At 60.7% G+C, this 23,064-nt stretch carries 20 protein-coding genes and 2 pseudogenes; 14 read left to right on the top strand and 8 right to left on the bottom strand.

Annotated elements, in window-relative coordinates; genetic code table 11:
- Positions 1–2: 2 nt before the first annotated feature.
- The 4 genes from accB to gcbA form a co-directional block, all read right to left on the bottom strand.
- The gene (gene accB, locus K5E40_RS23180; protein WP_187678519.1) at positions 3–464 is read right to left on the bottom strand and encodes an acetyl-CoA carboxylase biotin carboxyl carrier protein; all 462 of its coding nucleotides are present in this window, start codon (positions 462–464) and stop codon (positions 3–5) included.
- Positions 465–512: 48 nt separating this feature from the next.
- Positions 513–965, bottom strand: a complete 453-nt coding sequence (aroQ, locus tag K5E40_RS23175; RefSeq protein WP_221732804.1) for a type II 3-dehydroquinate dehydratase — start codon at positions 963–965, stop codon at positions 513–515.
- Positions 966–1,211: 246 nt separating this feature from the next.
- Positions 1,212–2,255: a methyl-accepting chemotaxis protein gene (locus K5E40_RS35695; protein WP_401137931.1), complete on the bottom strand. Its 1,044-nt coding sequence runs from the start codon at positions 2,253–2,255 to the stop codon at positions 1,212–1,214.
- Between the two features lie 954 nt (positions 2,256–3,209).
- Positions 3,210–4,880 (bottom strand): diguanylate cyclase GcbA, encoded by a 1,671-nt coding sequence (gene gcbA, locus K5E40_RS23165; RefSeq protein ID WP_221732802.1) that lies wholly within the window; start codon positions 4,878–4,880, stop codon positions 3,210–3,212.
- A 436-nt stretch (positions 4,881–5,316) separates the two neighbouring features.
- Here gcbA and K5E40_RS23160 point away from each other — a divergent pair, with 436 nt between their 5' ends.
- From K5E40_RS23160 to K5E40_RS23130, 7 genes are all read left to right on the top strand, one after another.
- Positions 5,317–6,384 carry a DUF2333 family protein gene (locus K5E40_RS23160; protein WP_221732801.1) on the top strand — a complete coding sequence of 356 codons (1,068 nt, stop codon included), beginning with the start codon at positions 5,317–5,319 and terminating at the stop codon, positions 6,382–6,384.
- 3 nt (positions 6,385–6,387) lie between these two features.
- Positions 6,388–6,945 (top strand): NUDIX hydrolase, encoded by a 558-nt coding sequence (locus K5E40_RS23155; RefSeq protein ID WP_221732800.1) that lies wholly within the window; start codon positions 6,388–6,390, stop codon positions 6,943–6,945.
- 187 nt (positions 6,946–7,132) lie between these two features.
- The gene (locus tag K5E40_RS23150) at positions 7,133–7,504 is read left to right on the top strand and encodes a translation initiation factor Sui1 (RefSeq protein ID WP_221732799.1); all 372 of its coding nucleotides are present in this window, start codon (positions 7,133–7,135) and stop codon (positions 7,502–7,504) included.
- A 218-nt stretch (positions 7,505–7,722) separates the two neighbouring features.
- On the top strand, positions 7,723–9,636 hold the full coding sequence (gene speA / locus K5E40_RS23145; RefSeq protein ID WP_221732798.1) for an arginine decarboxylase: 1,914 nt from the start codon (positions 7,723–7,725) through the stop codon (positions 9,634–9,636).
- A gap of 233 nt (positions 9,637–9,869) precedes the next feature.
- Entirely contained in the window at positions 9,870–11,219 is a 1,350-nt protein-coding gene (locus K5E40_RS23140; RefSeq protein ID WP_221732797.1) for a type VI secretion system Vgr family protein, read from the top strand.
- Entirely contained in the window at positions 11,216–12,010 is a 795-nt protein-coding gene (locus K5E40_RS23135; RefSeq protein ID WP_221732796.1) for a DUF4123 domain-containing protein, read from the top strand. Before K5E40_RS23140 ends, K5E40_RS23135 begins: the two co-directional genes overlap by 4 nt.
- Positions 12,011–12,027: 17 nt before the next feature.
- Positions 12,028–12,903 carry an alpha/beta hydrolase gene (locus tag K5E40_RS23130; RefSeq protein ID WP_221732795.1) on the top strand — a complete coding sequence of 292 codons (876 nt, stop codon included), beginning with the start codon at positions 12,028–12,030 and terminating at the stop codon, positions 12,901–12,903.
- Here K5E40_RS23130 and K5E40_RS23125 read toward each other — a convergent pair.
- Positions 12,897–14,246 (bottom strand): MATE family efflux transporter, encoded by a 1,350-nt coding sequence (locus tag K5E40_RS23125; RefSeq protein ID WP_221732794.1) that lies wholly within the window; start codon positions 14,244–14,246, stop codon positions 12,897–12,899. The genes K5E40_RS23130 and K5E40_RS23125 overlap by 7 nt on opposite strands.
- A gap of 100 nt (positions 14,247–14,346) precedes the next feature.
- Entirely contained in the window at positions 14,347–14,640 is a 294-nt protein-coding gene (locus K5E40_RS23120) for a hypothetical protein (protein ID WP_221732793.1), read from the bottom strand.
- 148 nt (positions 14,641–14,788) lie between these two features.
- Between K5E40_RS23120 and K5E40_RS23115 the strand changes: the two genes are divergently transcribed.
- The 7 genes and pseudogenes from K5E40_RS23115 to K5E40_RS23085 all read left to right on the top strand — a co-directional run bounded on the left by K5E40_RS23115 (position 14,789) and on the right by K5E40_RS23085 (position 19,873).
- Positions 14,789–15,091, top strand: coding sequence for a MazG-like family protein (locus tag K5E40_RS23115; protein ID WP_221732792.1), 303 nt, complete (start codon positions 14,789–14,791; stop codon positions 15,089–15,091).
- Positions 15,091–15,840, top strand: a complete 750-nt coding sequence (locus K5E40_RS23110; RefSeq protein ID WP_221732791.1) for a methyltransferase — start codon at positions 15,091–15,093, stop codon at positions 15,838–15,840. The genes K5E40_RS23115 and K5E40_RS23110 overlap by 1 nt, the downstream gene beginning before the upstream one ends.
- A gap of 12 nt (positions 15,841–15,852) precedes the next feature.
- Complete coding sequence (locus K5E40_RS23105) at positions 15,853–16,464, top strand: DUF4136 domain-containing protein (RefSeq protein ID WP_221732790.1); 612 nt, start codon at positions 15,853–15,855, stop codon at positions 16,462–16,464.
- Positions 16,465–16,518: 54 nt separating this feature from the next.
- Entirely contained in the window at positions 16,519–17,076 is a 558-nt protein-coding gene (locus K5E40_RS23100; RefSeq protein WP_221732789.1) for a DUF4136 domain-containing protein, read from the top strand.
- Between the two features lie 140 nt (positions 17,077–17,216).
- Positions 17,217–17,366 (top strand): annotated as a pseudogene (locus K5E40_RS23095) (DUF4136 domain-containing protein); the annotation flags it as partial.
- A gap of 136 nt (positions 17,367–17,502) precedes the next feature.
- Positions 17,503–17,652, top strand: a pseudogene (locus K5E40_RS23090) (DUF4136 domain-containing protein); the annotation flags it as partial.
- A 223-nt stretch (positions 17,653–17,875) separates the two neighbouring features.
- Positions 17,876–19,873, top strand: a complete 1,998-nt coding sequence (locus tag K5E40_RS23085; protein WP_221732788.1) for a pilus assembly protein TadG-related protein — start codon at positions 17,876–17,878, stop codon at positions 19,871–19,873.
- Here K5E40_RS23085 and K5E40_RS23080 read toward each other — a convergent pair.
- Positions 19,858–22,605 carry a PAS domain-containing sensor histidine kinase gene (locus K5E40_RS23080; RefSeq protein WP_221732787.1) on the bottom strand — a complete coding sequence of 916 codons (2,748 nt, stop codon included), beginning with the start codon at positions 22,603–22,605 and terminating at the stop codon, positions 19,858–19,860. The genes K5E40_RS23085 and K5E40_RS23080 overlap by 16 nt on opposite strands.
- Positions 22,602–23,042: a TadE/TadG family type IV pilus assembly protein gene (locus tag K5E40_RS23075; protein WP_221732786.1), complete on the bottom strand. Its 441-nt coding sequence runs from the start codon at positions 23,040–23,042 to the stop codon at positions 22,602–22,604. The genes K5E40_RS23080 and K5E40_RS23075 overlap by 4 nt, the downstream gene beginning before the upstream one ends.
- Positions 23,043–23,064: the final 22 nt, after the last annotated feature.

Here is a 23,064-nt window from a genome sequence, read left to right as displayed (position 1 = left end):
GTTCAAACGATGGTGAACAGCGGTTGGTCGTACTCAACCGGCTGGCCGTCTTCGACGAGGATGGACTCGATCACACCGCTGGTTTCAGCTTCGATGTGGTTCATCATCTTCATGGCTTCAACGATGCACAGGGTGTCGCCTTTCTTCACGGTCTGGCCGACTTCAACGAAGGACGGCGAGGCTGGCGAAGACTTGCGGTAGAAAGTACCGACCATCGGCGAACGGGCAACGGTGCCGTTCAGCGCTGGAGCCGCAGCGGCAGCCGGGGCTGCAGCAGCAACAGGAGCAGCGGCAACAGGTGCAGCAGCCGGTGCTTGCATCGGTGCAGGCGCGTAGTACTGCTGAGCCGGGGTCTTGCTGTGGCGGCTGATACGTACGGACTCTTCGCCTTCCTTGATCTCGAGCTCGTCGATGCCGGACTCTTCCAGCAATTCGATCAGTTTCTTAACTTTACGGATATCCATGAATCATCAACTCCCAAGGGTCGGTCAGGGGCGTTTAACGCTTGTTGTTCAAGCCGTTGCCTGTCTTTCAAGCTGTTCCAGGGCAGCCTCCAGGGCCAGTCGGTAACCGCTGGCGCCAAGGCCGCAGATCACTCCCACCGCTACGTCGGAGAAGTAAGAGTGATGGCGGAAAGGTTCGCGTTTGTGCACGTTGGACAAATGCACTTCGATGAATGGGATGCTCACTCCCAGCAGCGCGTCACGTAATGCGACACTTGTGTGCGTAAAAGCTGCTGGATTGATCAGGATGAAGTCCACCCCTTCGCCGCGAGCGGCGTGGATGCGGTCGATCAATTCGTATTCGGCATTGCTTTGCAGGTACAGCAGATGATGGCCTGCTTCGCGGGCGCGGCGTTCCAGGTCCTGATTGATCTGCGCCAGGGTCGTCGACCCATAGGTGCCCGGTTCACGGGTGCCGAGCAGGTTCAGGTTGGGGCCGTGCAGCACCAGTAGGGTTGCCATCTGCGTAGTCCTTGTCATGAGTGAGCAATCGTCAGAACCCGGCGACTATGCCGCAAAGGCTTTGTGACTGTCCAGTTCTATGCAATAGCCAGCACGATGGCCGATGTTTGCGCGAAATTTGTGACCGTGTCATTAAATCCGGTCACTTGTGATGGTTGGACGCCTTCGCGAGCAAGCTCGCTCCCACAGCGATTGTGAGCAACACCGATTCATGGTGGGAGCGAGCTTGCTCGCGAAGGCGATCGATCAAACGCGGAAGGCCTGAACGGCTGTATGCAGTTGGCCGCCCAGCACCAGCAGGTTCTCACCCTGTTCACGTCCCTGACCAATGCGCAGCAAGTTATCCCCACCCAGTTGATGAATCCGTTCGCTGTGATCGCGAATCTCGCTGACCGCGCCGCTCTGTTGGGCGGTGACATCGGCAATGCGGATCGCCGTGTCGGAAATGGTCTGGATCGCGCCAACGATTTTATCCAGCGCGCCATCCGCCGCTTGCGCCTGATTGGCCGTGGCTTCGGCGTGCTCGACCTGCGCGCGCATGCCCTCGACCGATTGCCGGGCGGCGGTTTGCAGGCCGGCGATCAGTGTTTGGATTTCTGCCGTCGCCCCCGCCGTCCGCTGCGCCAGCGAGCGGACTTCCTCGGCGACTACGGCAAAACCGCGGCCCATCTCCCCGGCGCGTGCCGCTTCAATCGCCGCGTTCAGCGCCAGCAGGTTGGTCTGGTCGGCAATTGAGCGGATCACCGTCAGCACGCCGCCAATGGTCGCCGACTCTTCGGCCAGATGTTCGATCATCTGCGCGTTGCCTTGCACTTCACCCACCAGCGCGTGCAACCCCGTCAGGCTCTGGCCGATGACGGTCTGACCGTGCTCAACGGCCAGACCTGCATGGCGACTGGCATCCGCTGCCTGCTGAGCATCACCGGCGACTTGCTGAATGGTGGCCTCAAGTTCGCCGAGGGAGTCGCGGATCAGCGCCGTATCACCGGCCTGATGTTCGGCGCCGCTGTGCAAGTCGTTGCTCAACTCGGCGAGGGTCCGACTGCTGCCCGCCACTTGCTCGGCATTGCCGCGAATGGTGCCGACCAGATCGACCAGATAGGCACGCAGGCGGTTGAGCGAGGCTTCGATGTCGTGCAGTTCGCGATTGGTTTTGCCTAACTGAATGTCACGGCTGAAATCGCCTTCGGCCCAGGTCGACAGGGCTGGAGCCAGGTGGGTCAGGGTGCGGGCCAGACGTCGCTGCAGAGTATCGATCAGCAGCGCAATCAACAGAATCAAGCCGATCATCGCGCCCTGCATCAGTCGCACTTCACCCTGGATTTTTCCGTGCTGGGCGCGCACCACGGGCTCCAGTCCGGCGATGGCTTGCTGCACGGCGGCGATTTTCAAGTGTGTGGCGCTGCTCAGGTCGGTGCGTTTCTGGATCTGCTCGCGGGTGCGTTCCAGCTCCGCCGGGTAGCGGCCGAGCAGGCTGTTGAGTTCACGCTTGAGGCCGACACCGGCATCTTCGGCGACGGCTTTTTCGGTGTTCTCGATGCCCATCATCGCTGCGAAGTCATCGCTGTTCGATTCATTGCTGGCGACCACACCGAGCAAGGGCAGGGCGTCGATCACCTGCGCTTGGGCGCGGATGTTGCTGACTTCTCGCTCAACGTCGGCGGCTAATTCGCTGCGTCCGCTACTGACCAGTTTGTCCCGCGCCAACGACAGTTTGCCCAAGTGCTGAGACGCGACGAGGAGCGGCGTCAGGTAGGCCGCGTTGCCATTGGCGTAAGTGCTGAGTTGCTCGAGGCTGGCGCTCAGTTCGCGTTCGGCCTGCAGCAGTAATGCCTGCGGATCACCGGCCAGTTTGCCGGCAGCGAGCAGATCGGTTTTGCTGAATTCTTCGAGGCTCGACAGGCTCGGGTGCAGCGTGTCGGCCAGTGCTGGCGGCAATTCGCCGAGTTCTTTTTGCAAGCCTTCGATGGCCTGGCTGGCGCTGCTCAGGCGCAGTGCATCGCCACTGGCGAGGTAGTCCTCGACGTTGCGCGCCACCTCATTCTGAAATTGCTGCGACAGTCCCAGATAACGCTCCATCAGCAAATACGGGCGTTCCAGAGCTTTTTGCGACCACCACAGGGTGGCACCGAGTGCCACGCACACGGCGACCAGCAGCAGAGTATTGAGATTGGTGAGCAACTTCAGGCGCATGACGGCTACCAACGGCAGAAATGGTAAGCGCCTGAATTTATTGCGGTTCTATTACAAGGTTATGACCGAATCGGTTGATTCCGATGAAAAGATGGCACTTTGCTTTGAGTCCCGCGCGGCCTGCACTCGATTGCGTCCGGCACCCTTGGCGCGGTACAGCGCTTCGTCGGCTTGGCTGGCCATCATCAGGCTGTCGGAATCGTCATGCATTTCCACCACCCCGGCGCTGAAGGTGCACCACAAATCTTGCGGTTGCGCGGGGTAGTGGATTTCGGCAAAGCGTTGACGAATCTCGTCGAGCACTTTGTGCGCGGCTTCGATATCGGTGTCGGGCATGACGATGGCGAACTCTTCGCCGCCGTACCGGCCGATGAAATCGGTTTTGCGCAGACGTTGTTTAAGAAACAGCGCGAGGCTCTTGATCACGCGGTCGCCCATTGGGTGGCCGTGGCTGTCATTGACCCGTTTGAAGTGGTCGATGTCGAGCATCGCAAAGCTCAGCGGCTTGTTCTCGCGGCGGGCGCGGAACGAGCAGTCTTCGAGCAATTGCAAAATGTGGGTGTGGTTGTACAAACCGGTCAGGCTGTCGCGCACCATCCGCGCCTTGAGGTTGCGCGCACGGGCGGCGCGGTTGCGCACGGTGGTGATCAGGTGGCGTGGCTTGATCGGTTTGGTCAGGAAATCGTCGCCGCCCTCGCTCATGGCGTCGAGCTGTTTATCCAGATCGTCTTCGGCCGACAGGTAAATGATCGGCACGCTGACGTAGCGGTCGTTGTGGCGGATCACCTTGGCCAGCTCGGTGCCAGTGCAGGCCGGCATGTACATGTCGAGGATGATCAGGTCTGGCTGGAAATCCGCCAGTTCGGCCATGGCCTGAATCGGTTCGATCAGGGTGCGTGTGACGATCCCGGCGCTGTTGAGCAGGCGTTCGGTGTGTAAGGCCTGGGCGCGGGAGTCATCGATGATCAGCACTTTATAAGGTTCGTACTGAGCGACGCAGGTGAGGACTTCGATCTTCTCCAGCAGGCTCGACGCTTCGAGGGTGCCGGTGAGAAATTCCTGACCGCCGGCGCGCACGGCGGCGAGGCGGGTCGGCGTATCGGTTTCGTGCAGGCTGAAGAATAGCAACGGCAACGGCTCGTCCAGGCCTACTTGCGCTTCGGCGGCGAGTTTCAGGCCAATGCCGGCCCCGCTGAAATCTACGTCCATGACGATCGCGGCTGGCAAACGCTCGACCATCGAGGAGCGAAACGCTGCCACGCTATCAAGCGCCTGAGCGCTCAGACCGAAAAATTCCAGTTGTTTGGCCAATCGCTCAGCGCGGTCATGGTCCTGCAGCATGACGTAGATCGGTTTGCGCAGCGGCGGCAGGAAGGTCTGGTCGAGTTGATCGCCATGGCGCAGGCCGGTGCGTGACAGGCGTTGCATCAAGCGATTGAGGTCAGTGATCAATCCACTGCTCAGTCGGCCACGATTGGCATCCACCGCTTCCAGCGACTGGCCGATGTGGCGCGCAAGCTGGGTGTGTTCGGGCTGTTCGAAGCGCTCGGCAAAACGCAGCAGGCGCAAGTTGGCCTCGCTCAGTTCGGCGAGGTCGACGGTGGACCACTCACTGCGTTGCAGGCGCTGCCATATCTCAAGAATCTGACGTGCCTGATGAATTACCCGCTGGGCAAAGTGGTGCTTGAGACGCTCACGGCTGGGGTCTTCTGGCTCGGTCATATCCTGACTACTAGTTAGGCTGCATGCTGAGATCGACTGGTGGCTCTATGCTAGCACCTCTTTTCCCTTAGACGAGTGTCATGAGTCAATAATCTGCAGTGCATCACTATTCAGTTTCTGACCAATAGGTTTTGTTTTTGACCTGTTCGTCGGCGAAGTCCCGTTGAATCGGCAGTTTGCAGTGTGATCTGCTTAAATCTGAGTGATTTTCAGGTGCGCATCTCATCAGTGCAGTGAATGCGCTGAACGATGGTTTTCACTGCCCTGCGGCGCTATGGATGTGAGGAGTCGGTATCAGGGATTCCCTTAGTTCAAATGTTGCCTCATTCGCTCGAACGATTTACGGCTTATCTTTAATGGCGGGTGCCGGCCCAAGGCACGTTGTTGTATGGTTGTGGTCGAACCGTTGAACCCAAGTGATTGAAAGGATATCGCCATGCTGGACTGGAAAAACCGCGCGGGCAGCGCGCCTGAACGTGCTGCCGAGCCGAAGTCGGCAACCCGCAGCTATGTCGGCGGGGTGTTGTTCAGCCGTGCGCTGGCCACGCTGGTCGGCATCTATCTATTGGTGACCATCGGCCTTGGCTGGTACTGGAGCCAGGAGCCGGCGCTGTTTCCGGTGGCACAAAACGCGCAGTTGGCTGCCGAGAAAGAAGGCAAGCAAATGGTGATCGGCTACACCACCGTCGAAACCCTCAAGACCGTTGCCAGCACCTTGCTCGACAAACCGGGCGGTTACATTTCCAATGACCGCTTCCCGCCAGGCCTGTGGATGGACAACACGCCGAGCTGGGAATATGGCGTGCTGGTGCAAGTGCGCGACTTGACCCGTGCCCTGCGCAAAGACTTCGCCCGTTCGCAATCGCAGTCGGCGGAAGATGCCGATCTGGCCAAGGCCGAACCGCGTTTCAACTTCGACAACAAGAGCTGGATCTTGCCATCCAGTGAGTCGGAGTATCAGGAAGGCATCAACTCCTTGAGCCGTTATCAGGCACGCTTGTCTGATCCGACCCAGAAAAACGCGCTGTTCTACGCCCGTGCCGATAACCTGAACAACTGGCTGGGCGATGTCGGCACCCGCTTGGGTTCGCTGTCGCAACGGCTGTCGGCAAGCGTCGGCCGGGTCAAACTCAACACCGCGCTGAAAACCGAAGCTCCGGCCGTTGGCGAAGTGCCGCAGGTCGACGAAGAAGTTGTCGAAACCCCGTGGATGCAGATTGACAACGTTTTCTACGAAGCTCGCGGTCAGGCCTGGGCGCTGTCGCACTTGCTGCGCGCCATCGAAGTCGACTTCGCCGATGTGCTGGCGAAGAAGAACGCCACGGTCAGCGTGCGTCAGATCATCCGCGAACTGGAAGCCTCGCAGGAGCCTGTCTGGAGCCCGATGATCCTCAACGGCAGTGGCTTCGGCGTGCTGGCCAACCACTCGCTGGTCATGGCCAACTATATTTCCCGGGCTAACGCCGCCGTCATCGATTTGCGTCAACTGCTCAATCAGGGCTGATTCATGAGTCAGAACGCCAAAGAGGCGGCGCATCGCGCTGCCTCGGATGCCGAACACATTGCCTGGGTTGACGAGCAGGACAACCTGCTCGGTGCCTTGGTGCGTGCCGATTTGCGCGATAGAGGACTGATCGGTCGCGGCACTTACATCATGCTGTTCAATTCTGCCGGAGACCTTTGCGTGCACCGGCGCACGTTGAGCAAGGCCATTTATCCCGGTTACTGGGACGTGGCGGCCGGTGGCATGGTTCAGGCGAATGAGACTTACGCCGAGTCAGCGGCCCGTGAGCTGGAAGAGGAACTGGGTGTGAGCGGCGTTGAACTTACCGCTCACGACCATTTCTACTTCGAAGACACCGGCAACCGTCTGTGGTGTTCGGCGTTTTCCGCGGTGTGGGACGGCCCACTGATCCTGCAGCCCGAAGAAGTGCTGGAAGCGCGCTTTATTTCCGTCGAGCAAGTGATGCGCGAAATCGAGCAAAAGCCTTATTGCCCGGACTCGTTGGCCGCGCTCAAGCGCTATCTGAAGGCTCAGCAAAGCGACGTCGCAAAGAACACATAAATTGGCGCCGATTGGCTCTTAGCAATCGGCGTTTTTGCCGTTACACTGCGCGACCTTTTCAAGCTGTACCGGCCTGCTTTTAGTGAAGCGTCGGTGCAGTAGCGCTGCCCCTGCCTGAGTGGGGCTTCGCGGTCGATAACCTTGCCCAAGGTTGCGATCAGTCTTTGTCCTCCCAAGAGGATTGCCGGTGGCCAAAAAAGCCGCATCCTTCGCCGCCCTAGGTGGCCTGGTATTTTCCACCGACGCAGGTCGTCATTGCCCGGAATGCAGTAAACCGGTGGACGTCTGCATCTGCAAACAAACCGTGATCCCGGCCGGTGACGGCATTGCCCGCGTGCGTCGCGAGAGCAAGGGCCGTGGCGGCAAGACGGTGACCACCATCACCGGCGTGCCGCTGGCTGAAGACGCGCTCAAAGAGTTGGCGACAACGTTAAAGAAACGTTGCGGCACCGGTGGGACGTTGAAAGACGGGATCATCGAAATCCAGGGCGATCATGTCGAGCTACTCTTGGCTGAGCTGATCAAGCACGGTTTCAAAGCGAAGAAGTCCGGCGGCTAGCAGCCTCTGTGAAACCCACCTGCGGCTTGATCCGGTTCTGAACAGTTTCAGCATCGGCGTCGTCTCCATGGTTTCACAGAGCCTGTTCATGACCGGTTTCTAAACTCCACGCTGTCAGCGCGGTCTACCGCCGCGCTGACGAACCGTCATTTTCATTCTTTAGACTGCGCCGGCCTGAGATCAGGCGACGCACTATGACTTCTTTATAGGGGACTTCGATGTCCGTAAGACGCACACGCAAAGACGATGGCAGCCAATGGACAGTTGCGGACAGCCGCAGTGTTTACGGGATTCGCCATTGGGGGGCCGGGTATTTCGCGATCAATGACGCCGGTCGCGTCGAAGTTCGTCCGAACGGCCCGAACAGTTCGCCTATCGACCTGTTCGAGCAAGTCGATCAACTGCGCCAAAGCGGTTTGTCCTTGCCGTTGCTGGTTCGTTTTCCCGACATCCTGCAAGACCGTGTCCGTCAACTGACCGGTGCTTTCGATGCGAACATCGAGCGCCTGGAGTACCAAAGCAAGTACACCGCGCTGTACCCGATCAAGGTTAACCAGCAAGAAGCGGTGATCGAGAACATCATCGCCACCCAGGACGTCTCCATCGGTCTGGAAGCCGGCTCCAAGCCTGAGCTGCTGGCCGTGCTGGCACTGGCGCCGAAGGGCGGCACCATCGTCTGCAACGGTTACAAGGACCGCGAGTTCATTCGTCTGGCGCTGATGGGCCAGAAACTCGGTCACAACGTATTCATCGTCATCGAGAAAGAGTCCGAAGTCGCTCTGGTGATCGAAGAAGCCGCCTCGCTCAAGGTCAAGCCACAGGTCGGCCTGCGCGTGCGGCTGTCGTCGCTGGCGTCGTCCAAGTGGGCGGACACCGGTGGTGAGAAGTCCAAATTCGGTCTGTCGGCGGCGCAACTGCTGTCGGTGGTCGAGCGCTTCCGTGCCGCCGGCCTGGATCAAGGCATTCGCCTGCTGCACTTCCACATGGGTTCGCAGATCGCCAACCTGGCCGACTATCAGCACGGCTTCAAGGAAGCGATCCGTTACTACGGCGAGCTGCGCAATCTCGGTCTGCCGGTCGATCACATCGACGTCGGCGGCGGTCTGGGCGTCGACTACGATGGCACGCACTCGCGCAACGCCAGTTCGATCAACTACGACATGGACGATTACGCCGGTGTCGTGGTCGGGATGCTCAAGGAGTTCTGCGACGCGCAGAGCCTGCCACACCCGCACATCTTCTCCGAAAGCGGCCGTTCGCTGACCGCGCACCACGCCATGCTGGTGGTGCAGGTGACCGACGTCGAGAAACACAACGACGACGTGCCGCAGATCGAGAACAAGGAATCGCTGCCGGAAACCGTGCAGTGGCTGGTTGACCTGCTGGGCCCGACCGACATCGAAATGGTCACCGAAACCTACTGGCGCGCCACGCACTACATGAGCGACGTGGCAGCCCAGTACGCTGACGGCAAGCTGACCCTGGCCGAGAAAGCCTTGGCCGAGCAGTGCTACTTCGCCGTGTGCCGTCGCCTGCACAACTCGCTGAAAGCCCGTCAGCGTTCACACCGTCAGGTGCTCGACGAACTCAACGACAAGCTGGCCGACAAGTACATCTGCAACTTCTCGGTGTTCCAGAGCCTGCCGGACACTTGGGCAATCGATCAGGTACTGCCGATCATCCCGCTGCACCGCCTCGACGAAGAGCCGCTACGCCGTGCTGTGCTGCAGGATCTGACCTGCGACTCCGATGGCAAGATCAACCAGTACGTCGACGAGCAGAGCATCGAGACCAGCCTGCCCGTGCACGGCCTGAACGAAGGTGAAGACTACTTGCTGGGTGTGTTCCTAGTCGGCGCCTATCAGGAAATCCTCGGCGACATGCACAATCTGTTCGGTGACACCGACTCGGTGAACATCTACCAGAACGCTGATGGCAGCGTGTACCACGCCGGCATCGAAACCCACGACACCATCGAAGACATGCTGCGTTACGTGCACTTGTCGCCGGAAGAACTGATGACTCACTACCGCGACAAATGCGCCAGTGCCCGCATCAGTGCCAGCGAACGTACGCAATTTCTCGATGCCTTGCGTCTGGGCCTGACCCGCTCCTCCTACCTGTCCTCCTGAGGCCAGGTTGCAATCTCGCCGGGTTGTCTGAAATTTTCCCAAACGCTGCGGAAAAATCGGATGGCTCGGTGGGATACATCCCAAAATCTTCGCGAAATGCTTGGCTATCCAGGCCGGCAAAGTCATCCGGTCTGCTTTTCGCGTAGGTCATTTCCTAAGTTGTACTTCGGCACTCTACTCGGCACGGGGTCTCGGCGAGAATCCCCGACCGCCCCTCCTGTAGAGATCCGCCCATGTTCGATCCAGTCAACGAGTCGTCGTTTCGTCTCGATGTAGCGGGCCTGTCCGCCCCTTTCGAAGTCCTGGCCTTTACCGGTAGCGAAGCCCTCAACGAGCCTTTTGCGTTCGAGATCGATGTGTTGATCGACGATCCGCAACTGGATCTCGCCGGCCTGCTTTACCGTTCGGCGTTCCTGTGTTTCGGACCGTCGGGGGAGGGCGTGCACGGGCAGTTGCAGAGTCTTGTCCAGCATGAGCACGGGCACGGTTCGCGGCTGAGTCGGATCCGTTTGGGGCCGAAACTCGGTTGCCTCGATCTGCGTATCAGTCAGCGGATATTCAGTGGCCGATCGGTGCCGCAGATCATCAATCAGGTGCTCAGGGAGCACGGGATTGTCGGCGCTCAGCGACGCTTCGACTTGCACGGCGACTACCCGGCCCGCACGTTCTGCACGCAATACCGTGAGTCCGATCTGCAACTGCTCCAGCGCTTGTGCGCGCAGGCACGGATTCACTACTTCTTTGAACACGAGCATGACCGGCATTGCCTGGTGTTCGGCGATGATCCAGCACGGTTGCCATTGGCTGAAGTCGCGCTGTATCAGCGCGAGCGCGCCGATCCTTTTTCTTCGCCCGCGGTCCACCATTGGCAACTGCTGGAATCGTTTCAGGGCGAGGGCGCGTGGCAGGCGCCAAATGCCGAAGGACGCAGTGATTTGGCGGCGTTGCGCAGCGGTCAATGGCTGCGCCTGGCCGATCATCCGTTCGCCGAGTGCAATCGCCATTGGTTGTTGACGCGGATTGAACATTGCGCGGATCCGGCCCTTGATCTGCCCTATGCCAACCGACTGTTCGGTGCGCTGCAGTTACCGCCGTCTGCGGCGGCCGCGATGCCGTCGAGACCGCGCATGCACAGCCTGCAACGGGCCTGGGTGGTGACGGTCGATGAGCCGCAGCCTGATTGCAGGCGGCCGGTGGCGGTGCAGTTCCATTGGCTCTATCAGGGCGAAGGTGCGGCGCCGAGTCATTGTTGGCTGCCGCTCGCACCGGCCTTGGCCGATGCGCCGTTGGCGGCGCTGAGCGATGGCGTGGAAGTGGTGGTGAGTTTCTTTGAGGGCGATCCAGATCAACCGGTGATCAGCGGCGTTCTCCAGCCGTCGGTCATGGCTGCGCAGATTAGCGATGAGCCGCCGATGCCTGTGCCAACCCGGTTGGCGAGTGAAGGCTTGCAGCAACTGCTGACGTCGGGCGAACCGTTATTGCTGCTGTGCCTGATTCCGGGAGGTGGCAGTTTCAGCCACTGCGCAGAGTCGGTCTGCAGTTGTCGGCTGGTCGCGGCGCTTGAACAGAGCGGCGCAACATGAGTGGCGCGGCGCATGAGCCGACGGCGCAATGGCTGTTGCTCGACGGCGCGGATGCCGCGCGGGCATTGACGGTATTGCATCAGGGCTTCCCCGGAGTACGGTGCTTCTGGTTGTTTGACGGTACCGAGTTTCAACCGGTCAGTGAGCACGGTCCGGTGCTGGTCGACTTGCACAATTGCCCGGCATTGGCGTCGTTGTGTCACAGCGACCCGGATACCTGGCGCGGTCTGCTGCTGGCCAGCGAGGCAACGGCGCAGGAGCTGCTCAGCCACTTGCAGCGCATGCTCACGGTCTCGTTCGGCTTGAGCCATCGGGCCTTGCTCAGCTATTACAACCGCCAGACCGCTAGCTATTTTTTCGACGCCTGTGACGCTGGCGAATTGAGTCGCTGGCTCGGGCCGATCCGCCTGTTGCGTTGGTTCGGAGGCACCTGGGCCGACTACGCGATTGGCAGTCAGGGTTGGCAGCAGTTGCGTAACCCTGGGCTGGCCGTCGAGCCACTGAACATCGAAGAAAACCTCACCCGTCGTCAGCGCGAGCGCCTGCAAACCTGCCTGCTGGAGCAGCACATCTGGCGCTGGTGCCAATCGTTGGGAACCGATTACGCGGCGATGGCCTCCCATGTCCAACAAGGCCTGGAGCTGGGGTTCAGCGACCGCACCGTGCTCGATGGCTGGTTGTGGCTACGCTTGCTGCATCCGCGTGCCGTGCTGGTGCCTCCCCCGGTGGGGCTGACCCAGCAGGAGCGGCTTGACCATGTACGTCGCCAGTGGCACGGCGATCAATTTTGAGATGAGGTTCTGCGCGTATGGCAGGTTTTTTCCGGCAAGGGTTCGGCGCAATGCTGGGGGGCGTATTGCTGTTGGCACTGAGCGGTTGTTCGCCGGTGAAACTGCTCAATGCGCTGACCCCGGACACCACGTTCGACAAAACCACGGGCATTGCTTATGGCGACGATCCCCGGCAGAAGCTCGATGTGTATGTGCCGCATCATGCGTTGCCGGGTGCGCCGGTGGTGGTGTTTTTCTACGGTGGCAGTTGGAACAGTGGCGACCGTGAAGACTACACGTTTGTCGGCGAGGCGCTGGCATCGCGGGGGATAGTCGCGGTGGTGGCGGATTATCGCTTGTATCCGCAAGTGCGTTACCCGCGGTTTCTGCAGGACGGCGCCCGGGCGGTTGCCTGGACCAAAACGCACATCCGCGAGTTTTCCGGCAATCCGCAGCGCTTGTATCTGATGGGCCACAGCTCCGGTGGCTACAACGCGGCAATGCTGGCGCTGGACAAGGACTGGCTCGCTGCGGTGGGCATGTCGCCCAGTGACATCAGCGGCTGGATCGGTCTGGCCGGGCCTTATGACTTTCTGCCAATCAAGAATCCAGACGTGCGCCCGGTGTTTTTCTGGCCGGACTCACCGCCGCAATCGCAGCCTATCAATCACGTCAGTCGCCACGCACCACCGGCTCTGCTGATCGCCGCGAACAAAGATGATCTGGTCAACCCGACACGCAACACCGGCGGCCTTGCGCGCAAACTGCGCGAGGCCGGGGTGCCGGTGCAGGATTTGTATTACTCGCGGCCCAATCACATAACGCTGGTGGCGACGCTGTCACGGCCACTGCGTCGACTGGCGCCGGTGCTTGATCAAGTGGTCGGGTTCATCGAACACACGCCGACTCAGTGAGTCGCGCCGCTGAACCAACCGTCGTTGCGCTTGAGCCAGAGGGCTTGCGCGCCGAGGGTGAGACTGCGCAGCACCATGAACAACAGAAACGTTATCCACAGACCGTGATTGCCCAAACCTTGCAGCGCCCACGCGAACGGCACCAGCAGTAGCACCGTCAGCAGCATGCCGTTGCGCATTTCGCGCGCACGGGTGGCACCGATGAACAGACCGTCGAGCAGGTAGCTCCAGACCGCAATCAACGGCAGCACGGCGAGGTAGGGCAGATAAACGAACGCCGTGTCGCGCACGCTCTGGATGTTGGTCTGCATTTCGATAAACACATGCCCCGCCAGCAAAAACAGCGTGGCGAATCCGAGGCTGGCGATCAGCGACCAACCGCCGGCCACCACCAGAGAACGGCGCAACGCGAGGCGATCACGGGCACCGATGGCGTGTCCACACAACGCCTCGACCGCGTGGGCCAGACCGTCCAGCGCATGAGCAGTCAGCAGCAGGCCGTTGAGCAGCAATGCGTTGGCCGCGACAGTGGCATCGCCGAGACGAGCGCCTTGCACGGTGATCATGAAAAACACTGATTGCAGCGCCAGGCTGCGGATGAAAATGTCGCGATTGACCGCCAGTAGCGGGCGCCAGCTCTGCCACACCTTGAGGGCGGCCCAGACAATATGCCCCGGATAGGCGCGCAATGCTTTGCGGGTCAGCATTAGCCCCAAAAGGGCACCGCTCCATTCGGCGATCACGGAGGCCCGAGCCGAGCCGACCACGCCCCAGTCCAGCCCCATGACGAACCACAGGTTTAGCACGATGTTGATCAGGTTGGTGGTCAGCAGAATCGCCAGCGGCGCCCGGGCGTTCTGCGTGCCGAGGAACCAGCCGACCAGTGCGTAACTGGCCAGCGCGGCGGGCAAGCCGAACAGCCGGGTATGGAAAAAGTCGCGGGTCAGTTGATCAAGTTCCGCCGACGGTTGCATGAAGTGCAACGCCACGCCGCTTAACGGTACGCCCAAAGTGCCGAGCACCAGGGACAGTCCCATCGCCAGCAGCAGACCTTGCAACAGAATTTGTCGCAACGCCGCGCCATCACTGCGTCCGGCCGCTTGCGCGGCGAAGCCTGTGGTGCCCATGCGCAGAAAACCCATGGCCCAGGCGAGAAAGGTATACAGGCTGGCCCCGACCGCCACCGCGCCCAATTGATGGGCGTGAGGCAAGTGGCCGATGACGGTGCTGTCGACCAGCGCCACCAGTGGCACGGAAATATTGGAAAGGATCATCGGCGCAGCAAGCGCCCAGACCTTGCGGTGAGTCGGGCGGTCGCGCCAGTCGGCAATCAGGTTGGGCATGCGGGCTCCTTGGGGGAGCGGGGATTGTAGCGATTGATGCGGGTTGCAAGGCGATCAATTGTGGGAGTGAGCCTACCCGCTCCCACAGGCTCTTGCGGTGTCAGTGGATGATCCAGCTCAGCAGCCACAACCCCAGCAGCAACCAGATGATCCCGGCAATGATCGACGCATTCATGAACGCGCGAATCGCCGACCACAACAGCATCAGACCGACGATCAGCGCGATGATGCTGATGATCGACGTATCCATGCCCAAGGTTCTGGACAAGCCGTCGACAAAGTTGCCGCCGGCATTGCTCAACAGGTTGAACAGCCCGCTGAGGCCATCAACGATAAAGCGGATGACCGAGCCGAGTGCCTGGCCGAGCCATTCGAAAAAGCTTTCTACCTGCATGTGTGCATCCTGATGAAAGAGCTGAGCCTTGGGCCACAACGTGGGTGGCCGAGTTCCCTGCAACTATAGAGGGTTTACCTCAATCCTGTGACAGCCCCTTGCCTTCAATCGGCATCCCCCCGAAGCTATACGCCTTCAGGAGAGCCCGATGAACCTTGTTGAACTGACCGAACGCCTGCACGCCATTCGCGACCGCAATGACTGGCGGCAATTTCACAGCCCGAAAAACCTCGCCATGGCCGCCAGCGTCGAGATGTCCGAACTGGTGGAGATCTTCCAGTGGCTGAGCGAAGACCAGTCGCGTCAGTTGCCAGCGGACAAACTCGCCCACGCCGGGCAGGAAGTCGGCGATATCGTCCTGTATCTGTTACTGCTGTGCAGCGAGTTGGGGTTGGACATGAATGACGTGGTGCGCAGCAAGCTCGCCGACAGCGAACGGCGGTTCAGCTGATGAGCGACCGGCATTTCGATCAGTTGGCGACCCGTTTCGCCGAAAAAATCTACGGTGGTGCCAAAGGCGCTATTCGCCTCGCGGTGTTGCAGGCTGACCTTGCCGAAGCGCTGCCGGATCGACCGTTGCGCGTATTGGACATCGGTGGCGGGTTGGGCCACATGTCGCTGTGGCTGGCCGAGCGCGGGCATGATGTGACCTTTACCGAGCCGGCCGAGCCGATGCTTGAAGGTGCGCGCCAGCGGTTTGCCGATGCCGGGCAAACCGCGACGTTCATTCAGGCGCCGTGGCAGGAGCTGCTCGGGCAACTCACCGAACCCTACGATCTGGTGATCTGCCACGCCGTGCTGGAATGGCTGGCCGAACCCCACGCGATCCTGCCGGTGTTGCATCAACTGACCAAACCCGGCGGATGGCTGTCCCTGGCGTTCTACAACCGTGATGCGCTGATCTATCGCAACCTGCTCAAAGGCCATTTCAAGAAGATGCGCAAGAACGTCATGGCCGGCGAAAAGCAGAGCCTGACCCCGCAGATGCCCCTCGACCCACGGGAACTGGCGACGCAACTCGAAGGCCTGTGGCAGGTCGAAACCCAAAGCGGGGTGAGGGTGTTCCACGATTACATGCCAGTCGAATTCCAGGCCCGCGCCGAACTTGTGGATTTGCTCGAGATGGAACTCGCTCACCGTCGTCACCCAAGCTTCGCCGGGCTTGGGCGTTACTTGCACTGGATCTGCCGGCCGATCTGATCGGAGCCTGAAATGAAAGCTCAATGCGGGTTATTGCTGATGTGTCTGGGGTTGGCCGCCTGCCAGGGCAACAACCCCTATGTGGCGCAGTCGCTACCCTTGCCGCCCGCGCCGCCGCAAGCGGCCAACACCTTTGATCGCAGCGCCTACCCGGCGCCACCACGCGATTACGGGCGTTATCGCAGTTGGGCGTGGCTCAACGGACAATTGCCACCCGGCACCGCGTGGGCCGATTCGGCGCAAGTGGCCGAAGCTGTCAGCAATGGACTGGACCAGCGCGGCTTGCGCCCGTTGCATGACAACCGCCCGGCCGACCTGTTGGTCAGCGCCCGTTTGAGCCTGCAAACCCGCCTGCGCCAGGTGCAGGACGACAGCGGTTACTACGGCGGATACGGCGGCTATGACCGTTATGGTCGCGGTTACGGGATGTACAACACGGTGCCCATCGTGCGTACTTATCAAGAGCAGGTAGTGGTGGTGCAGGTCGACTTGTTCGATGCCGGCACCGGTCAACCTGTCTGGAGTGCCAGCGCCGAAACGGCGAACAACGGCAGCCAGATCGATCGCACCGATGCCATTCGCGAGGCTGTGGAAAAGGCCTTGTCGGCGTATCCTCCGAGTTAGCGCTCAGCAATGGGGGCGCTGTCGCAGGTTCATGTCTTCAACCGGAGAAATTCCATGTTCCGCCGTCTCGCTTTACTGGCCATGGCCGCGCTGCTCAGCGCCTGCGCCGCCAACCAGGTCAATCATGATTTCGATGCCAGCCGCGACTTTGCCGCGTATCGCAGTTGGAGCTGGAAAGAACCCGCCCTGCAATACCGCCCCGATGACCCACGGATCAAGAGCGACCTGACCGAACAACGCATTCGCCAGGCGGTCACCGATCAACTGGACCAGCGCGGTTTGCGCCCGGCCGCTGTAGGCGCCAAGGGCGATTTGAGTGTGCAGGCGTATCTGATCGTCGAGGATCGTCAGCAGCAAGTGACGACCAACTACGGCGGCGGTTGGGGTGGGCCGTGGAATGGTTACTGGGGCGCGCCGATGTACAACGAAACGCGCAACATCACCTACAAGGTCGCGACCCTCCAGATCGACCTGCTCGATGGCAAGGACGGCAAACTGGTCTGGCGCGGCAGCGATGAGCGCATGCTCAGCAGCACCCCCAACCCGGCGGATCGCAGCGCTGCGGTTCGAGAAACGGTCGGCCGGATTCTGGCGAACTACCCACCGCGCTAACCCATCCTCAGGTTGACGCCATCCCTGTGGGAGCGGGCTTGCTCGCGAAGGCGTCGTGTCAGCCCATTCAAAACTGAATGGCACACCGTATTCGCGAGCAAGCCCGCTCCCACAGGGTTCGTTGTCAGCTGACGTGGCGGCGTGTTGACCTGCTCGATGGCAGGAACGGCAAACTGGTCTGGCGCGGCAGCGATGAGCGCATGCTCAGCAGCACCCCCAACCCGGCGGATCGCAGCGCTGCGGTTCGAGAAACGGTCGGCCGGATTCTGGCGAACTACCCACCGCGCTAACCCATCCTCAGGTTGACGCCATCCCTGTGGGAGCGGGCTTGCTCGCGAAGGCGTCGTGTCAGCCCATTCAAAATTGAATGGCACACCGTATTCGCGAGCAAGCCCACACAGGGTTCGTTGTCAGCTGACCTGGCGGCGTGTTGACCTGCTCGATGGCCAGGACGGCAAACTGGTCTGGCGCGGCAGCGATGAGCGCATGCTCAGCAGCACCCCCAACCCGGCGGATCGCAGCGCTGCGGTTCGAGAAACGGTCGGCCGGATTCTGGCGAACTATCCACCGCGCTAACCCATCCTCAGGTTGACGCCATCCCTGGGGGAGCGTGCTTGCTCGCGAAGGTGTCGTGTCAGCCCATTCAAAACTGAATGGCACACCGTATTCGCGAGCAAGCCCACACAGGGTTCGTTGTCAGGTGAAGTGGCGTCCTGCCAGCCGTCTCGCTCAGCCCCGTCTACACTCAACTCCATCAACGGAGGTAGCGCTCGGCAGTGCGCCGGCAAAGGAGTGCGGCATGTCGCCTCGTTCGCAGTTCAATGGCCCGGCCCGGCAGCGGGGGGCAATCGGTTTGATGGCGGCGCTGACCCTGGGGTTGGCGCTGGTGTTGATGCTGGTGGTGGTCGACAGCGGTCGGCTGTACATGGAGCAGCGCAAGCTGCAGCGAGTCGTCGACACCGCGGCGCTTGAGGCCGTGAGTCGCGGCGGTAGTTGTCAGTCTGGTCTGACCGCTGCCAGTTACGCCGGGCAAAGCGCCGTGCGCAATGGCTTCGCCGTCAATGCCAATAACACTCTGGCCACGACCTGCGGCACTTTGCTGACCGGGCCAACCGGTCTGCGTACCTTTACCGTCAGTGCGACGCAGGCGACGGCCATCAAAGTCGCCGCCAGTCACACCGTAGCCACCAGTTTTGCCAATGCTGTGTATGCGTTGTTCAGTGGGGCGTCGGTCAGCCTCAATACCGTACTTCGTGCTTCTGCCGTTGCTGCCCAGCCACAGCCACCGGTTGCCCAATTGAGCATCCGCAGTACGCTGGGCAGTATCAACACAGCGCAATCGAATATTCTAAACCCAGTGTTTTCAGGGTTGCTCGGAGGCAACGTCAACCTGACGTTACTCGGCTGGGACGGATTGCTCCACACGGACATCAATCTGCTCAAATACCTGGATCAACTGGCGATCAACCTTAATGTGACCGCCGGCGATTACACCCAGCTACTCAACACCCAAGCCTCGGTGACCCAGCTGATTCAGGCCGCTGCGACCGTAGTTCAGGCCAATGGTGCGACTGCCGAAGTGATTACCGCTCTAGGCAACCTGCAAGCGGCGGCGCTCAGTGCCGCCCCCGTCAAACTGGGAGACATTTTACAACTGCAGACCGGCACCACATCGACGGGGCTGGATGCCGACGTGCAGTTGATGCAGCTGATTCAGGGCGTCGTGCAACTGGCGAACAGCAAAAGCGCGGTGGCTGCGACATTGCCAATCAGCGTGCTTGGGCTGGCGAATGTCACGGTGCGGGTCAAAGTGATCGAGCCGCCGCAGTTTTCCGCCATCGGCAATCCGGCGTTGGCCAAGATCAATCCCACCGGGCCTGACCGGATTTATGTTCGCACTGCGCAGATCCGCACGATGCTGTCAGTGAATCTGCCAGTGCTGACTGGTGTGAGCGGGCTGAGCAACGCAGTGCTGGGGCTGGTCGGTACGTTGACCCCGACTCTCAATTCACTGCTGAGTCTGAACCTGGTCGCTACGCTCAACTCGGCCGCTTGCTTACTGGGTGCCGGTTGTCAGCAACTGGATCCGAAACTGTTGCCGTCGCCCCAAATCGATATCAGCCTGGATGCCGGTGGCGCCACCAGCTACGTCACTGACTACACATGTCCAACCGGCACCAGTGGCACCAAGAGCCTGACGGCTCATACCACCACGTCTATTGCTGATCTCAAAGTCGGCAAAATCGATCCGACCAATGCCTTTTCATCGGCCGCCTTACCCACGGTCACGCCTTTGCCGTTGATCGATCTCGGCATTGTGACCTGTCACAAGATTCTGGGGATCGGCAGTTGCGACGCTAGCACCCATGTTCAGTATGGCGCCGGCGGCATCGCGATCATGGCCAGCACCAGCGTGGCGGGCAGTACTCAAGATCTGCTTTATTCCAGCAATACACCTTTCCCAATACCGGCCAACCTTAAACTGCCGCCGAGCACGTTGTCCGCCACGCCTTCCAGTAATGTTGTCGGTAGCCTGGCGAGCACTCTGGCCGGTATTAATCTGATTGTTTATAAGCCGCAAGGCGGTAACCCGTTTGGTGCCATCGTTGCGGGCGTTGCCAGTTCGATAAGTGATGTCGCCAGCATTCTCCAACCGCTGATCACCAACCTGTTGAGTCCGCTGCTCGATCCGTTGCTCAACAACTTGCTAAATAGTCTTGGCATCAACCTGATGGCTGTCGATGTCGGCGCCAATATGACCTGTGGCCAGACCGGCAAGGCCTATCTGGTGATCTGATCGTCCTCGGCCATCGGCAGTTCGATACAAAACCGCGCGCCCTCGTCACCATTGCGCACGCTCAGGCGTCCGCCCATGTTGTCGACGATGCCGTAGCTGACCGACAACCCCAGCCCGGTGCCGACGCCGACTGGTTTGGTGGTGAAAAACGGTTCGAAAATCCGTTCAATCAAGCGCGGGTCAATGCCGCCACCGTTGTCCTCGACCCACAGCCGCACCACATGCTCATCGCACTCGGCATAGACCGCTATCCATGGCTGGAAGTCGCGGTCAGCCTCGCGTTTGCCGAGCAAAGCGTCGCGGGCGTTGACCATCAGATTGATCAGCACCTGCTCAAGTTGATCGACGTAACCGCGCACCTGGACTTCAAAACCGGCCTCTTTGATACGCAACTCGACGCCTTTACCGCGCAAGCCCTCGGACAATAGCGACAACGTGCCTTCAATGGCGTCGAGAGGGTTGAACGGATGCTGTTCGATTTCCGAGCGGCGCCCGAACACGCGCATGTGATCCACCACCCGCGCTGCCCGTTGAACCTGGGCGTCGATACGATTGAGCTTGTCGGTCAGGTAGTCGATCTGCGCGTCGCCATTGTTCAAGCGCTTGAGCACATTGACGATGGCCATACGCATCACGTTCAGCGGCTGGTTGATCTCGTGGGCCAGGCCGGTGGCCATTTCGCCGAGGGTGGCCATTTTCGCACTCTGGGTCAGTTGTTGTTGCGAGCGGCGCACCTCGGTGTTGTCGCGACCCACGGCTTGTACCTCGATCAGTTGCCCGTGCTCATCGAATACCCCACGATCCGACCAGACCCACCACGCGTGTTCGCGGCCGGGCAGGCGCAGATTGATCTCAGCGGTGCTCACTGGCAGTTGCGGGGTCAGTTGTGCCAAGCGCTGGACGAACGCCTGGCGCTGTTCGTCCGACATCCAGTTGCCCAGGTTTACCCCGGGCAACTGCTCCGCTGTGCATTCCAGATAAGTCGCCAAGGGCCGATTGCCGAAGGTCAGGGTCAAGTCCGGGCGGTAGCGGCAAATCATCGCTGGGGAATCTTCCACCAGCATCCGGTAGCGCTCTTCGCTGGTCTTGATTTGCTCGGCGGCGAGGGTCGCTTCGGTGACGTCCAGCCATAAACCTACGGCCTCTACCGGCAGGCCCAAGTCGTCGCGCAGCAGTTTGGCTTCGTCGAGCAGCCAGTGTGCGTTGCCTTGGCGGTCGAGCATCCGATATCGCGCGCTCACCGAGCCTTCGCGCAGCAACTGCCGCGTGCGTTCGAAATAGCGAGGACGGTCTTCGGGGTGTATGTGTTCCACCAGTCGGCCATCGTCACAGTCGGTCAGCGTCCAGCCCAGCAAGGGTTGCAGGCTGGCGCTGAAGAAGGTCGGTTGCAGCGCCCCCTCGACGTAGCGTTGCACGTAGATCACGGCGGGGGCGCTGGCGATCAGATTGTCCAGGCGCGCATGGGCGGCGGCGGCCTGTTGCTGTTGATTCTTGATGTCGCTGATGTCGAGCATGAAACCCACCAGCCTTCGCTCGGTACCGATGCCCAAAGAGCGACCTTGCAGGCGATACCACAGCGGCTGTGGTTGATCGCTGCGTTGCAGGCGCACGCACACCTCCAACGGGGTGCCTTCCCCCTGCAAGGCTTGCAGGCGACTGCGCAGCTCATCGCGGTCGGCAGGATGCACATGATCGAACCAGTCCTGAATCGGCAGCCGCTCAGCTTTCACATCCAGACTGGCGGCCAGTACCGGGGCCAACTGTATTTCGGCGCCGTCGTGGGTCATCTCCCACCAACCCGTACCGAGCAACGCTTGCAGAATCTCCAGGCGCTCCAGTTGCTGGTGATGGTGATGCTCGCGCAGGCGCTCCAGCAGAGGGGCGGCCACGGCAGCGGCCAACAGCAGCCAGTCGTGATCGTTCAGGTCCGGCGCCTGTTGCTTCGCGTTGTAGCCTGCGCAAAGCAACCACGCCGCCACACCTTGGGCGTCGCGGTAAGGCACGGCGAAGCTTTCGTCGAGACCGAACAGTGCACTCAGGCGTGGCTGTTCGCTGGCCAGCAAACGTTGTGGTAACGCACCGTTGAGACTGTCGAGCCCGGTCCCCAATCGTTGCTGGTCATGCCACATCTGCGGTGCATTTGGCGCTGCGTAATGCTGATGAATCTGCCAGCCCTGGCCCTGCTCATCGAGCAGTGCCACTGCCAGACATGGAATGTGCAACTGCTGGCTCAAGCGTTGCAGTTGTTCGCCAAGCACATCGGGCAGGCGCGCAAGGCTGCACAACCGCAATTGATCGCGCATCTGCGTGGCCAGCCACTGGCATTGCTCACGATTGCGCGCCTGAAGCCGCTCACCCAGCAAGTCACCGATGTCCAGCAACTGCAGAAGCCAGCCATCGCCTTGGGCCTGCACCCAGCCGCGCAAGTGCAGCGGTGCACCGTTCTGGCTGAAAAAATCGAGGTCGAGTAATTGTCCTTGCCAGTCGGCGGGGCGACCCTCTATCGCCAGGCTGCTGTAGGGCAACACATACTCCAGCAGATGCGCGGGCAGGGGGCCGGACATCCGCTGCGCCAGCACATGGCGCAAGGGGCCGCTCAAATGATTGACGTTGCCTTCGCCGTCCAGATACAGCTGCAGGCCGACACTCGGCACCACAGGGCTGTCCAGAGGCTGTGGCGTCTCGGGTTGTCGATTGAGCAGGCGAGCGAACAGCTTGTCACCGGAACTCAAAACTGCAGGCTCGAAGACGCGCTCAATGTCGCTGGCAGACGCGGCACCGAACCGATGCCGGGCAGCACCAGAAACGGCAGCGCCTGATTGAGCTTGGCGGTGGGGTAGTTGACCGTCACCGTCAGCACGCCGCCGACATAGGTGATGTTGCTGTCGGTGGCCGCATCGAAATTCAATGCGCCGGGCAGCCAAGCCAATTGGCGGGTCAGCTCGGTACGGGCCGTGGTGATGACGGTGGTTGAGTAATCGGCAGAGGCCGGATCCAGCGCCACGCTGCGGCGCACGGCCTCGGCAGTGGACTCATTGAACGACTGCATCAGCAACAGCGGCAGGCTGTAGCTGACCAAGCCATAAAACACGGCGAAGAAAACGATGAACACCAAGGCGAATTCGATGGCGACAGCGCCTTTTTGCTTGCGGGGGAGGCTGGATTTCATGAGTGCGTCTACCCTGACATTC

This window comes from Pseudomonas baetica (genome assembly GCF_019733355.1).
In the GTDB taxonomy this organism is placed as follows: domain Bacteria; phylum Pseudomonadota; class Gammaproteobacteria; order Pseudomonadales; family Pseudomonadaceae; genus Aquipseudomonas; species Aquipseudomonas baetica_A.
The sequence above is the reverse complement of the archived record's forward strand: the minus strand, read 5'-3'. Positions and strand labels throughout refer to the sequence as shown.

What these genes read in the sequence shown, in the direction of transcription:
- accB (WP_187678519.1), bottom strand. Translation starts at nt 464, where the DNA reads ATGGATATCCGTAAAGTTAAGAAACTGATCGAATTGCTGGAAGAGTCC.
- aroQ (WP_221732804.1), bottom strand. Translation starts at nt 965, where the DNA reads ATGGCAACCCTACTGGTGCTGCACGGCCCCAACCTGAACCTGCTCGGC.
- K5E40_RS35695 (WP_401137931.1), bottom strand. Translation starts at nt 2,255, where the DNA reads ATGATCGGCTTGATTCTGTTGATTGCGCTGCTGATCGATACTCTGCAG.
- gcbA (WP_221732802.1), bottom strand. Translation starts at nt 4,880, where the DNA reads ATGACCGAGCCAGAAGACCCCAGCCGTGAGCGTCTCAAGCACCACTTT.
- K5E40_RS23160 (WP_221732801.1), top strand. Translation starts at nt 5,317, where the DNA reads ATGCTGGACTGGAAAAACCGCGCGGGCAGCGCGCCTGAACGTGCTGCC.
- K5E40_RS23155 (WP_221732800.1), top strand. Translation starts at nt 6,388, where the DNA reads ATGAGTCAGAACGCCAAAGAGGCGGCGCATCGCGCTGCCTCGGATGCC.
- speA (WP_221732798.1), top strand. Translation starts at nt 7,723, where the DNA reads ATGTCCGTAAGACGCACACGCAAAGACGATGGCAGCCAATGGACAGTT.
- K5E40_RS23140 (WP_221732797.1), top strand. Translation starts at nt 9,870, where the DNA reads ATGTTCGATCCAGTCAACGAGTCGTCGTTTCGTCTCGATGTAGCGGGC.
- K5E40_RS23135 (WP_221732796.1), top strand. Translation starts at nt 11,216, where the DNA reads ATGAGTGGCGCGGCGCATGAGCCGACGGCGCAATGGCTGTTGCTCGAC.
- K5E40_RS23130 (WP_221732795.1), top strand. Translation starts at nt 12,028, where the DNA reads ATGGCAGGTTTTTTCCGGCAAGGGTTCGGCGCAATGCTGGGGGGCGTA.
- K5E40_RS23125 (WP_221732794.1), bottom strand. Translation starts at nt 14,246, where the DNA reads ATGCCCAACCTGATTGCCGACTGGCGCGACCGCCCGACTCACCGCAAG.
- K5E40_RS23120 (WP_221732793.1), bottom strand. Translation starts at nt 14,640, where the DNA reads ATGCAGGTAGAAAGCTTTTTCGAATGGCTCGGCCAGGCACTCGGCTCG.
- K5E40_RS23115 (WP_221732792.1), top strand. Translation starts at nt 14,789, where the DNA reads ATGAACCTTGTTGAACTGACCGAACGCCTGCACGCCATTCGCGACCGC.
- K5E40_RS23110 (WP_221732791.1), top strand. Translation starts at nt 15,091, where the DNA reads ATGAGCGACCGGCATTTCGATCAGTTGGCGACCCGTTTCGCCGAAAAA.
- K5E40_RS23105 (WP_221732790.1), top strand. Translation starts at nt 15,853, where the DNA reads ATGAAAGCTCAATGCGGGTTATTGCTGATGTGTCTGGGGTTGGCCGCC.
- K5E40_RS23100 (WP_221732789.1), top strand. Translation starts at nt 16,519, where the DNA reads ATGTTCCGCCGTCTCGCTTTACTGGCCATGGCCGCGCTGCTCAGCGCC.
- K5E40_RS23085 (WP_221732788.1), top strand. Translation starts at nt 17,876, where the DNA reads ATGTCGCCTCGTTCGCAGTTCAATGGCCCGGCCCGGCAGCGGGGGGCA.
- K5E40_RS23075 (WP_221732786.1), bottom strand. Translation starts at nt 23,042, where the DNA reads ATGAAATCCAGCCTCCCCCGCAAGCAAAAAGGCGCTGTCGCCATCGAA.